Origin of the sequence: Rhodococcoides trifolii (genome assembly GCF_014635345.1) — a bacterium.
GTDB lineage: Bacteria > Actinomycetota > Actinomycetes > Mycobacteriales > Mycobacteriaceae > Rhodococcoides > Rhodococcoides trifolii.
On sequence record NZ_BMCU01000001.1, the window covers coordinates 526,704 to 539,132 of the forward strand.

At 64.9% G+C, this 12,429-nt stretch carries 11 protein-coding genes and 2 riboswitches; all 11 genes read left to right on the forward strand.

Features of this window, described 5'->3' with window-relative positions; translation table 11 throughout:
• The first annotated feature begins 8 nt into the window (after positions 1-8).
• The 11 genes from IEW02_RS02460 to IEW02_RS02510 all read left to right on the forward strand — a co-directional run bounded on the left by IEW02_RS02460 (position 9) and on the right by IEW02_RS02510 (position 12,427).
• Complete coding sequence (locus IEW02_RS02460; protein ID WP_188543103.1) at positions 9-1,112, forward strand: LLM class flavin-dependent oxidoreductase; 1,104 nt, start codon at positions 9-11, stop codon at positions 1,110-1,112.
• Between the two features lie 68 nt (positions 1,113-1,180).
• Positions 1,181-1,274, forward strand: a riboswitch (SAM riboswitch).
• A 9-nt stretch (positions 1,275-1,283) separates the two neighbouring features.
• Complete coding sequence (locus IEW02_RS02465) at positions 1,284-2,240, forward strand: amino acid ABC transporter permease (RefSeq protein ID WP_371829902.1); 957 nt, start codon at positions 1,284-1,286, stop codon at positions 2,238-2,240.
• Positions 2,237-3,019, forward strand: coding sequence for an amino acid ABC transporter ATP-binding protein (locus tag IEW02_RS02470; protein ID WP_188543104.1), 783 nt, complete (start codon positions 2,237-2,239; stop codon positions 3,017-3,019). The genes IEW02_RS02465 and IEW02_RS02470 overlap by 4 nt, the downstream gene beginning before the upstream one ends.
• Positions 3,020-3,052: 33 nt before the next feature.
• A complete protein-coding gene (locus IEW02_RS02475; RefSeq protein ID WP_188543105.1) occupies positions 3,053-4,024 on the forward strand; it encodes an ABC transporter substrate-binding protein in 972 nt (323 codons plus the stop codon).
• A 1-nt stretch (position 4,025) separates the two neighbouring features.
• A complete protein-coding gene (locus tag IEW02_RS02480) occupies positions 4,026-5,150 on the forward strand; it encodes an FAD-dependent oxidoreductase (protein ID WP_188543106.1) in 1,125 nt (374 codons plus the stop codon).
• Between the two features lie 58 nt (positions 5,151-5,208).
• Positions 5,209-5,703: a GNAT family N-acetyltransferase gene (locus IEW02_RS02485; RefSeq protein WP_188543958.1), complete on the forward strand. Its 495-nt coding sequence runs from the start codon at positions 5,209-5,211 to the stop codon at positions 5,701-5,703.
• Entirely contained in the window at positions 5,700-6,620 is a 921-nt protein-coding gene (locus tag IEW02_RS02490; RefSeq protein ID WP_188543107.1) for an LLM class flavin-dependent oxidoreductase, read from the forward strand. Before IEW02_RS02485 ends, IEW02_RS02490 begins: the two co-directional genes overlap by 4 nt.
• The gene (locus IEW02_RS02495) at positions 6,617-7,939 is read left to right on the forward strand and encodes an LLM class flavin-dependent oxidoreductase (protein ID WP_188543108.1); all 1,323 of its coding nucleotides are present in this window, start codon (positions 6,617-6,619) and stop codon (positions 7,937-7,939) included. Before IEW02_RS02490 ends, IEW02_RS02495 begins: the two co-directional genes overlap by 4 nt.
• Before the next feature lie 14 nt (positions 7,940-7,953).
• Positions 7,954-9,357: an MFS transporter gene (locus tag IEW02_RS02500; protein ID WP_229745737.1), complete on the forward strand. Its 1,404-nt coding sequence runs from the start codon at positions 7,954-7,956 to the stop codon at positions 9,355-9,357.
• A 10-nt stretch (positions 9,358-9,367) separates the two neighbouring features.
• Positions 9,368-10,465 carry an LLM class flavin-dependent oxidoreductase gene (locus tag IEW02_RS02505; RefSeq protein ID WP_188543109.1) on the forward strand — a complete coding sequence of 366 codons (1,098 nt, stop codon included), beginning with the start codon at positions 9,368-9,370 and terminating at the stop codon, positions 10,463-10,465.
• A 45-nt stretch (positions 10,466-10,510) separates the two neighbouring features.
• Positions 10,511-10,605, forward strand: a riboswitch (SAM riboswitch).
• A 193-nt stretch (positions 10,606-10,798) separates the two neighbouring features.
• Positions 10,799-12,427, forward strand: coding sequence for an ABC transporter substrate-binding protein (locus tag IEW02_RS02510; RefSeq protein WP_188543110.1), 1,629 nt, complete (start codon positions 10,799-10,801; stop codon positions 12,425-12,427).
• Positions 12,428-12,429: the final 2 nt, after the last annotated feature.

Consider the following 12,429-nt stretch of genomic DNA (forward strand, 5'->3'; position numbering starts at 1 on the left):
AGTGACATATGACCGCACGCATCTTCTGGTTCCTCCCCACCGCGGGCGACGGACGCTCGATCGTCGGCTCGTCCCACGCCTCCGGGCAGAAGGTGGAGCCGGCCGGGTTCCGGCGACCCACTCTTCGCTACCTGACCGAGGTCGCACAGGCGGCCGACCGGCTCGGATACGAAGGGGTTCTGACTCCGACCGGAACCTGGTGCGAGGACGCGTGGCTCACCACCGCTGCATTGCTCCAGAGCACACGGCGTCTCAAGTTCCTGGTCGCCTTTCGTCCCGGCCTCACCCCGCCCACACTTGCTGCTCAGCAGGCGGCGACTTTGCAGCGGTTTTCCGAAGGTCGGCTCCTGCTGAACGTCGTCACGGGGGGTGACGACGTCGAGCAACGGCGGTTCGGTGACTGGAACGACCACGATCGCCGGTACGCCCGCACGGACGAGTTCCTCGATCTGGTGCACCGCATCTGGACCGAAGGCTCGGTCGATCACGAGGGCGAGTTCTTCAAGGTCGCAGATGCGCGGGTGTCCGAAGCGCCGGACCCGTTGCCCGAGTTCTGGTTCGGTGGGTCGTCCGACCCCGCACTCGCCGTGGCGGCGAAGCGGGTGCAGACGTACCTGACCTGGGGTGAGCCGCCCGCGGACGCTCGCGCGAAGATCGAACGGGTGCAGACCCTGGCCGACGAGGAGGGCCGCAAGCTTTCCTACGGCATCCGTCTGCACACCATCAGCCGTGACACGTCCGAGGAGGCGTGGGCGGTGGCGCAGCGCCTGCTCGACGCATTACCCGACGGGCAGGTTGCCGACGCGCACCAGCTGCACTCGTCGTCGCAGTCAGAAGGTCAGCGCAGAATGGCTGCGCTGCACGGTGGTTCGAAGGACTCACTCGAGATCTACCCGAATTTGTGGGCAGGAGTGGGGTTGGTGCGCGGTGGCGCAGGAACGGCGTTGGTCGGCTCGCACGAGGAGGTCGCGAACCTGATCGCGGAGTATCACGACGTCGGTTTCGACGAGTTCATCCTCTCGGGCTATCCGCACCTGGAAGAGGCTTATCACTTCGCGGAAGGCGTGCGCCCGATCCTGGACGCGCGCGGGATCACCGTGCCGGCCCCGTGAGAAGCCCACTTGTAATCAGTCTGATTCGAACTATCGACCCGTTCTTCACGAACACGTAGCTTTCTCCCTAGCCATCCAGAGCGACCGAGAGACCTTGGCTCGACGACGTCGCAGCAACCCCGTGCTTGCACGTGAGGGTGCTACCGCCAGGACCGATGGGAGAGAACAGAAGTGACCACTACCGACGCGCGTCCGGCTGCCGAGAAGGCAGAACCGTTGGACGGCGAGAATCTGATCGTCGCCAGAACCTGGCACCCGTGGCGGTGGGTCATCTCCATTGTCACGCTGGTGCTCGTTGCGCAGTTCGTTCACGGATTGGCAACCAACGCCGGCTGGGACTGGGCAACGTTCGCCCAGTACTTCACGGCCAAATCCGTGATGGCAGCGCTGTGGCTCACCATCCAACTGACGTTCTGGGGAACGCTGATCGGATTCGCCCTGGGTATCGCGCTTGCGGCGGCCCGCTTGTCGCAGAACCCGGTGCTGCAGATCATCTCGTGGTTCTACATCTGGGCGTTCCGTTCCATTCCACTGATCGTGCAGCTGCTGTTCTGGTTCAACATCGCCTACCTCTATCAGACGCTGTCGCTCGGAATCCCGTTCGGTCCCTCGTTCTTCGAGTTCAACGTCAACAGCGTGATCAGCGGGTCGACCGCGGCAATCATCGGTTTGGCGTTGCACCAGGCCGCCTACTCCGCCGAAATTGTCCGCGCAGGCATCATCTCCGTCGATCAAGGGCAGCTCGAAGCAGCTGCAGCGCTGGGAATTCCGAAGCGACGTGAGTTCTTCAAGATCGTTCTGCCACAGGCCATGCGCGGCATCTTGCCGAACGCGGCCAACGAGGTCATCAGCCTGTTCAAGGGCACGTCGATCGTGTCGGTCATGGCCATCGCCGAGCTGTTCTACCAGGTGCAGGTGATCTACGGACGCAGCGGCCGAGTGGTGCCGATGCTGATGGTCGCCACCGTCTGGTACGTGATTCTGACGTCGCTTCTGTCGGTGGTGCAGTTCTACGTCGAACGCCACTACGCGAAAGGCGCTCTGCGTAACGTGCCGCCGACACCGATTCAGAAGCTGCGCAGGCAACTTGCGGGCATTCCACTGTCGCCGCGGGGAGCAACACGATGACGACCGAGATCGAGCATTCACCGTTCGCTGTCGAGGCGAGGGGTGTGCACAAGTCGTACGGTGCTCTGCAGGTTCTGAAGGGTGTGGACCTCACGGTTCGCCCGGGCGAGGTCACGGCAATTCTCGGACCGTCGGGATCGGGCAAGTCCACCTTGCTGCGAACACTGAACCACCTCGAGAAGGTCGACGCCGGTTCCATTCGAGTGGACGGCGAACTCGTCGGGTATCGGCAGAAGGGCCGCAAGTTGCACGAGCTGAAGCCGAAAGAGATTCTGCGGCAACGGTCGCAGATCGGATTCGTGTTTCAGAACTTCAACTTGTTCCCACACCTGACCGTACTCGAGAACGTCATCGAGGCGCCCTTGTCGGCGCAGAGGCGCAGCCGGTCCGAGGTCGAGTCGGAAGCACTCGAACTGCTGAAGCGCGTCGGTGTCGGAGACAAGGCACACGACTACCCGCGCCGGCTGTCCGGTGGGCAGCAACAGCGTGTCGCCATCGCGCGAGCACTCGCGTTGCGTCCCAAAGTCATTCTGTTCGACGAACCGACCTCGGCCCTCGACCCGGAACTAGTCGGCGAGGTGCTCGAAGTCATCCGCCGATTGGCTCGCGACGGCGCGACGCTCGTCATCGTCACCCACGAGGTGGGTTTCGCCCGTGAGGTAGCAGACACCGTCGTGTTCATGGACGGCGGTGTCGTCGTCGAACAGGGTTCTCCTGCACAGGTGTTCGACAACCCCCAGCACGATCGCACCAGAGCTTTCCTCTCCCACGTCCTCTAGACAACTCACTCCCCGCACGAAGAAAGTAGAACCATGTCTGTCTCATCCCGGCGCCTGGCGTCGGTCCTGTCCTCGGTGGCCGTTCTTGCGCTGGTTGCGACCGGCTGCAGCGACCCTGCGCAAGAGAACACCGTCGTGTCCAACGAAGGAATTTCCTACGACCTGTCACCCGAGCAGAGCGGACGTATCCACACGGACAAGGTCGACGAGATCGCGGCAGAAGTCCCGCAGGCCATTCGAGACCGCGGAACCATCGTCGTTACGGGAACGGCGGGATCTGTTCCGCCGCTCGGCTTCTACGCGACGGATGACACCACTGTAATCGGCTCCGAGATCGACCTGGCCAACTTGTTCGCCGACGTGTTGGGCCTGAAGGTCGACCGCCAGACCGCGGACTGGGCGCAGAACTTCGTCAAGATCGACTCCGGCGAAAACGATGCGTTCATCTCCAATGTGACCGTGACAGAGGAGCGCAAGGAGAAGTACGACTTCGCGACCTACCGCCTGGACAACCTTGCACTCGAAGTCCCCAAGGATTCGGACTGGACGTTCACCGACCGCAAGGACATTGCCGGCAAGAAGATCGGTGTGTCCTCGGGAACGAACCAGGAGCAACTGCTCGTCGACTGGAACGCGCAGAACGCGGCTGAAGGAATCGCACCGGCCGAGATCGTGTACTACCAAAACGCGGGGGACTACTACCTTGCACTTTCGTCCAAGCGCATCGACGGCTACCTCGGGCCGAACCCGTCGGCGCAGTACCACTCGTCCAGTACAGGTGAATCCAAGATCATCGGCACGTTCTCCGGCGCGGGTGACGCGCTGCAGGGCGAGATCGCGGTTCTGGTCAAGAAGGACAATGGTTTGGTGAAAGCGTTCAACGACGCGATCAACCACACGATCGAAAACGGTTCGTATCAGAAGGTTCTCGAGAAGTGGGGCCTGGCCAGTGAGGCCGTGACGACCTCGGAGATCAACCCCGTCGGTCTTCCGAAGAAGTCCTAGCGTGCGCGTGGTCGTGATCGGGGGCGGCGTCATCGGCGCCGCCTCCGCATGGCGGCTCGCTCTTCGAGGAATCGACGTCATACTGCTCGAACAGTTCGGCACCGGTCACACACGCGGTGCGTCCCATGGCAGTTCGCGTATCTTTCGGCACGCGTACGACAACGACGTCTACACCGAACTAGCGGTTCACGCCGGGCGGTTGTGGGACGAGTTGGATGCGGCATCGGGCGCCGAGCCGGTACTGACCCGGACGGGAGCTGTGGATCACGGTCCGTCCGCGGTGATCGCTGCTCGTGCCGCATCGCTGGCCAGGGTCGGCCGTCCGTTCGACATCGTCGCCCCCGCCGCTGCCGAACGCCGTTGGCCGGGAATGCGATTCGACACGTCCGTTCTTCACAATCCCGACGCGGGGCGGTTGCATGCCGACCGGGCCGTCGCGTCACTGCTCGCGCGAGCGCAGGAGAACGGAGCAGATGTACTGCACGACAACCCTGTTCACGATATCAAGTTGCTGTCCGATGGCGTCGAGGTGGTTACCCGATCCGGCGCGCATCGTGCGGACGCCGTCGTGAGTGCCGCGGGAGCCTGGACGCCGGAACTCGCGTCCGGTCTACCCGACATCGCACTGCCCGAGCTTCGGACGACTCAGGAGCAACCTGCGCACTTCGCGCCCATCGACGAATCCTTGACGTGGCCGAGCTTCGTCCACCACCCAGGTGGGGCACTGAACGAGGCGGACCACGCCGGAGGGATCTACGGGTTGTCCTCCGAGCACGGCATCAAGGTCGGCGAACACGCGACGGGACCGGAGGTGATCCCGTCGTCCCGCTCCTTCGTTGCGGACCCGGCGGGCGAGGAGAGGTTGCGGGCGTACGCGTCGCGGTGGCTTCCCGGCGTGGACTCCGGCTCTGCCGCATCCGTCACGTGCCTCTACACCTGTTCGCCGGACCACAACTTCGTGGTGGACCGACGTGGCCGCGTCACGATCGCAGCGGGCTTCTCCGGGCACGGGTTCAAGTTCGCGCCGGCCGTCGGTGAGTACGTGACCGACCTGGTCACCGGGGTATCGACGGTGCCGGTAGGCGGATTGTCGACGCTCTTCGGGCTGGGCGGGAGAGTTCGATGACCTACTGGTCTCACAGGAGGATGGAATGGCTGACCGCGGGTGCGTGTTGCACCCTGACATGACTGCGCCGCAGCTCACCGTGGCACGGGTGGATCAGAGCGATCCGCTCGCGCTGCCCCTGCTCGCCGAACTGGCGGTCGAGTACAGCACCCGCTACGGCGGCACTGCCGACCAGTTGTTCGAGGAATTGGCGGCGTACCCTGCGGAAGAGTTCGCGACGCCCCACGGCGGGTTGATCGTGATCCTGCAGGACGGGGAGTCCGTGGCAGGTGGGGCGTTTCGCCGCTACGACGCGCAGACTGCAGAGCTCAAACGCATCTGGACGTCGGCCCGGCATCGGCGGCGCGGCCTCGCGCGCCGCGTCCTCGTCGAACTCGAGGCGGCCATCGCCGACCGGGGTTACACCCGCATCTACTTGACCACCGGCTGGCGTCAGCCGGAAGCCGTCGGGCTCTATCTGGCTGCGGGATATACCCCGTTGTTCGACCCCACCACCGAACCGACCGAAGGCGTTCCCCGCGCGTTCGAGAAGACGACTGGAGTAATCGAATGACCCTGACAACAGGCATTTTCGCCGTCGGAATCGACATCGATCCGACGGACACGGTGTCGGGCGACGTACTGACCGCACGCGTCGTGGCCGCCGAGAACGCGGGCTTTACCTTCGCGACGTTCGACGACACCCCGGTGGCCGGAGACGGTCCCCGTGTGGACGCCATCACTCGCGCCGCGTTCGTCGCCGCGACCACGAGCACGATCGGTCTTGTACCTCTGGCCGGGACGACATACTCCGAGCCGTTCCATGTCTCCTCTCAACTCGCCTCGCTCGACTACGCCTCGCGTGGGCGCGGCGGCTGGATCGCCGCCCGCACGGATCCGCGCGCCGCCGACGCACTCGGCACGCCGGCCGTCACGGGCACGGCGGAACTGGCACAAGAGCAACGAGATTCGATCACCGTCGTTCGTGACCTCTGGGATTCGTGGGAGGACGACGCCGTCGTCCGTAATGCCGCCACCGGACGGTTTCTCGACGCGAGCAAGCTGCACTACGTCGACTTCGTCGGTCAGACGTTCACGGTGAAGGGTCCCGCCATCGTCCCGCGTCCACCGCAGGGTCAACTGGTGGTGTTCGGGCGCGACGGTGACATCGACCCCCAACAAGTCGACGTCGTCCTGGTGTCGGGCACGCGACCGCTCGTCGCCGCGCTGGTGGTCGAGGAGATCTCGATCGATCTCGTCGATTCCGAGTCCGCTGCAGCGCTTCTCGATCGCCTGATCGCCCTCGCCGACGAGGTCGACGGGGTGCGCCTGCTGCCGACGGACGTCGACCGCGACGTACGTGCCATCGCCCGATACGTACTGCCGCCCTTGTTCGAACGCGGCATCGCCCATCGGCCGGTGCCGGGTACGTCGCTGCGGCAGTCGCTCGGGTTGACCCGCCCCGCCAACCGATTCGGAGCAACAGCATGAGCACCGACAGATTCCCCGACGCCCATGTCCACTTCGGTGTCTTCATGCAGGGCGTCAATCACACGACGGTCTGGTCCGACCCGGCGTCCGGATCCCAGATCGACTTCGAGACCTTCCGCCGCATCACGCAGACCGCGGAGCGAGGACTGTTCGACGCGTTCTTCCTCGGCGAAGGGCTTCGGCTCCGCGAGCAGGACGACAAGATTCTCGATCTGGACATCGCGGGACGGCCCGACGCGATCACACAACTTGCGGCACTGGCCGGCATCACCCGCAAGATCGGGCTGGTCGCCACCCAGAACACGACCTACAACGAACCGGCCGACCTCGCACGCCGACTCTCGGGCCTCGACGTGTTGTCGAACGGGCGCGCTGGGTGGAACGTAGTCACCACCGACAATGCGTGGACTGGTGAGAACTTCCGCCGCGGCGGCTTCCTCGATCATGCGCTGCGCTACGAACGCGCGGGTCAGTTCTTGGACGTGGCGCGGGCGCTGTGGGACTCCGACGGTGCCGCGGTGCGACACACGTCCTCTCAGTTCGACATCACCGCCACGCCGACGCTCCCGCGCAGCCCACAGGAGCACCCCGTCATCTTCCAGGCCGGCGATTCGGGGCAGGGGCGAGACTTCGCTGCTCAGCACGCCGACGTCATCTTCTCCCGCCACGGAACCGACTTCGACGATGCACTCGAGTTCGCGGACGACATTCGAGCGCGATTGCGTGCGCAGGATCGCCCGGAGGAGGACATCAAAGTTCTCCCGTCGACGCAGATCGTGTTGGCGGAGAACGAGTCCGAGGTCGAAGAGAAGGTGCGCTGGGTCAAGGACGGACAGTTCACGGGGCCCACTGCGCTCTCGTTGGCCGCACTGGTGTGGGGCAAAGATCTTTCGCATCTCGACCCCGACGGTCCGCTTCCCGCCGAAGACCCGGTGCCGCAAACGATCTCCGGCACTCGGGGATCCTTCCGCGATGGCAACGATCCCGTCGAGGTCGCACGCGAATGGCGAGCGTTGGCCGAGGCGAAGAACTTGTCACTGCGTGAGGTGATCATCGAGACCACATCGCGCTCCGGGTTCGCCGGAACGCCTGGACAAGTGGCCGACGAACTGGTCCGCTGGGTGCGCGGCGGGGCCAGCCATGGCTTCAACATCTCGCCGTACATCGTGCCGGGCGGCCTCGACGACATCGTCGACTGGTTGGTTCCGGAGCTGCAGGAACGCGGTGCGTACCGGACGTCGTACGAGGGTTCGACACTGCGTGAACACCTGGGGCTGCAGAGGCCGCTGACTCTACGAGACAAGGGCGACCTGCTCTGACCGTCACCGAGGCGTTGCCGAGACACACGGGCATCGTGGTCACCTGCGCTGCAGCAGGTTTCACGACACTGGTGGACTCGGCGGTCGTCACCATCGGTGTTCCGTCGATCAGGGAGTCGTTGGACGCCGGTACGGCAGACATCCAGTGGATTCTTGCAGGATATTCGCTGACCTTCGGGCTCGCACTCGTCCCCGCGGGCCGACTGGGAGACGTCGTCGGTCGTCGACGGTTGTTCCTCGTCGGTATTGCCGTGTTCGCGGTGATGGGCGTGGTGGGCGCTCTCGCCGCCGCGCCGTGGATGGTGATTCTGGCCCGACTCGGCCAAGGCCTCGGCGGTGGAGTCATCAGTTCTCAGGTCCTGGGCGCCATTTCGGGTAACTTCGACGGCGACCGACGCGTACGCGCACTTGCTGCATACAGCGCAACCGGTGCCGCCGCCGGTCTCGTCGGCCCCCTGTTGGGCGGAACCTTGCTGGGGCTGGCCCCGCTCGATCTCGGGTGGCGCTACCTGCTGGTGCTGAATGTTCCGTTCGCCCTGGTGACACTGGTCCTCGGGGTTCGGTACCTGCCCCGAGATCATGCCCCGCGGGGAAGCGCGGGAGTCGACCTCGTAGGGCTCGGTCTCCTCGCCGCTGCGACGTTGTCGGTGATGCTGCCCATCGTGTCGTCGATTCCGGCGATTGTCACGCTCCCTCTGGCCGCCGTACTCGCGGGCGCGTTCTGGTGGTGGGAACGGCGCTACGCGGCCGCCGGCGGTGTGCCCGTTCTGTTGCCCGCCCTGACTCGGTCACGCGGCTACATGCTCGGCGTATCGATCGCGCTCTTCTGGTTCGGCTCGATCCTCGCGATCAACGCGGTCGTTGCGCTGTACCTGATCGAAGGTGTGGGCCTGCCCGCGTTACAGGCCGCGTTCGTGTTGTCCGGCAGTTCCATTGCGATGGCAGTCTCCTCCGCATTCGGCTGGCGCGTCGTCGCCCGGTACGGGCGAGTGGTGGTGGGCGCTGCTGTCGTCACCGAGATCGCCGTAGTCCTCGGCTACCTCGCTGCGGTCACCGCATTGTCCACCGAGACGTTCTCCCGGTCACCGGTGACGCTGGGTCTGTTCGTCGCGCTTGCCGTGCTGTCGGGAACGGCCAGTGGATTCGTCGACGCCCCCAATCGCGCTCTGACGCTGGAGCACTCACCCGCCGGTGCACATGGCGTGGCGGCGGGTTTTCTTCAGCTGTCGCAGCGACTGTCCGCCACCGTGAGTTTGGCGGGCGTGTCCGGAATCTACCTCGGCATGTTGAGCCGAGACGCCGACAACTACGGGCGCGCGGTCGGCACGGGGCTCGCCGTGTGCCTCGTGCTTCTGTCCCTGTCCTTCGTCTGCGCCGAACTGGACAGACGGAACCGAAGAACTGTCGACCTACGATAAGGAGTTCGCCATGCCCGTGGAGTTTCTCGGAATAGCCGCCACCAACGATGGTTCGGAGACGCACCCCCGCACCAGCTCCGGTGCGTTCGACCGCGACTACACGCTGAAGATCGCGCGTGCGCACGAGGACAATGGTTGGGACCGAATCCTTTTCGCGTACGGATCTGGTGCACCGGAACCGTCGGCGGCCGCCGCCTACATCGCCAGTAATCTCGAGAAGATCGAGATCCTTCTGGCGCACAGGCCCAACGTGTCGTACCCGACCTTCGCGGCCAAAACCTTCGCCACTCTCGATCAGATCTCGCAAGGGCGGCTGACGGTTCACTTCATCACCGGGGGGACCGACCACGAGCAGCAGCGCGAAGGCGACTTCCTGCCGAAGGACGAACGGTATTCGCGAACCGAGGAGTACATCCAGATCGTGAAGAAGGCGTGGACCTCTCGCGAGGCGTTCGACCACGAGGGAAAGCATTACCGGTTCGCCGACTTCGTGGCCGACGTGTTCCCCGCGACCGAGCCTCGTCCGAACATCTCGTTCGGCGGGTCGTCTCCGGCCGCCTACGCCGTCGGCGGCGCCGAAGCGGACATCTACGCGCTCTGGGGCGAGCCCATCGAGAGTACGAAAGAGCAGATCGCGTCGATCACCGCGTCTGCGAAGGCCGCCGGCCGGGCCGAACGCCCTAAAATGCAGGTTGCATTTCGTCCGATCATCGCGCCCACCGAGGAATTGGCGTGGAAGAAAGCGGAATCTGTCCTGACTGCGATCGAGGCACGCACCGCGGGCGGTGCCCCGTTGACCCGCCGCCACTCTCTGACGAACCCGGAGAATTCCGGTTCGCAGCGTCTGCTCGACATCGCAGCGAACACCGATCGCTTCGGACCCGCAGGATGGACGGCGACCGCGAAAGCCACTGGTGGCGCGGGTAATTCGAACGCACTCGTCGGTACACCCGAGACCGTCGCGGCGGCACTGCTCGAATACTACGACTTGGGAATCGAGATTCTTTCCGCGCGCGGATACGACCTGTTCGACGATGCCGTCGACTTCGGTCGTTACGTCATTCCGATCGTGCGCGAGGAAGTGGCCAAGCGCGATCGAGTGGCCTGAACCACTGGTTTTGCGCCGCCCGCCGAGGCGGCTTAGTATGAGGATTCACCATCCAGAGCGACCGAGAGACTTGGCTCGTCGACGTCGCAGCAACCCCCCGCTCACGCGGGTGAGGGTGCTACCGCCAGGACCGATGGAGGCACCGCATGACATTCACGGCAGGGATTAGCACCGCACGGTGTTGCACCAACACCTGGGCTCGTCGACACGTCGATTTCGGACGCCTGTCCGCTTCGACCTGTCCCAGCTGACGGTCGAACTCCCCTTCGCTCACGCGCGCCCGTCACACGGCCTGCGTTTTCCCGTACGCAAAAAGATCCCGGAGATCTCTCGGTGCCTACCAGCCATGCACACACACCTGTCTTCAAGGCCGCGATCGGTCTCGTCGCTCTGACCACCGCCCTCACCGCCTGCGGTGGTGCCGGTGGCACCGGGGCGGCCGACGCCGGACCGGCCCAGCCCGGCGGCACCCTGAAGTACGGCCTGTCGACCGCGCCGACCTGTTCGGATCCGGCTCAGGCCGGAACCAACCAGACCATCTACGTGACCCGCGCGGTCGTCGACTCGTTGACCGATCAGAACCCCGAGACGGGCGAGATCGTTCCGTGGCTGGCAGACAGCTGGGACGTCAACGCGGACGCGACGGCCTTCACGTTCAAGCTCAGGAGCGGCGTGACGTTCAGTGACGGCACACCCGTCACCGCGCAGTCGGTGAAGAACAACTTCGACGCCATCGTGAACACGGTCGGAGCGGCCAAAGCGCCTCTCGCGGCAAGCTATCTCGCCGGGTACGTCGGGACGACCGTCGTCGACCCCCAGACGGCGCAGGTGACATTTACCTCCCCCAACGCGCAGTTCCTGCAGGCGTCGGCGACGTCGCAGCTCGGACTGCAGGCCGACGCCACCACGTCGCAGCCTGCCGAGGCGCGCTGCCAGGGCGGCAACATCGGCAGCGGCCCCTTCATGTACACCGACTACCAGCAGGACCGGTCGGTCACGGTGGCCAAGCGAGCCGGATACGCCTGGGGCTCTCCCGCATTCGGTCACACCGGCGAGGCGTACCTCGACAGCATCGAGTTCACGGTCGTCCCCGAATCGGGTGTGCGGACGGGAAGCCTGTCGTCGGGTCAGCTCGACGCGGTCAGTGACGCGCTCCCGCAGGATGCGCCCACCATCGAAGCAACCGGCGGGCGCATCCTCACGACGTCGAATCCCGGTACTCCCTTCGGTATTCAGCCCAACGTCTCCCGCGGCCTGCTCGCAGACCCTGAAGTACGCAAGGCGCTCGTACCGGCCATCGACCGGCAGCAGCTGGTCGACACGGTTCTCGGGCCGAACTTCAAGCCGGCGACGTCGACCCTCGCCAGCGCGACGCCGGCGTACGTCTCGCTCCCGGACGTGACGTTCGACCCGGACAAGGCGAAGTCCATTCTCGACGCCGCCGGCTGGGTTACCGGTGCCGACGGGATCCGCGAAAAGGCTGGACAGAAACTAAGTTTCAAGATCCTGTTCAGCGCGGTGTTCGCCGGCAATCAGGCCATCCTGGAACTGCTGCAACAGCAACTACGGGACGTCGGCGTCGACGCGCAGCTCGATCTGACGTCGGTCCCCGATTCGATCGCCCGTCAGAACGCGGGCGACTTCGACGCCACGTACTACAACAGCACCCGCGCCGACGGTGACATCCTGCGGACGACATTCGCGGTGGACGGCCGAAACCTGAACCAGCGCGGACCGATTCCCGATCTGGACACATCCTTGGCGGACCAATTGCGTACCACCGACACGACTCAGCGTGGTGAACTCCTGGCAGACGCGCAGCAGCAGGTGCTCGACAACGGCTTGTGGATTCCGACGGTGGAACTGTCGCAGGCGGTCGGCGCCGGTGCGGCGGTGCAGGACCAGAAGTTCGACGCCTCGGCCCGCCTGCAGTTCTTCGACACCTGGCTGAGCAGGAGCTGATC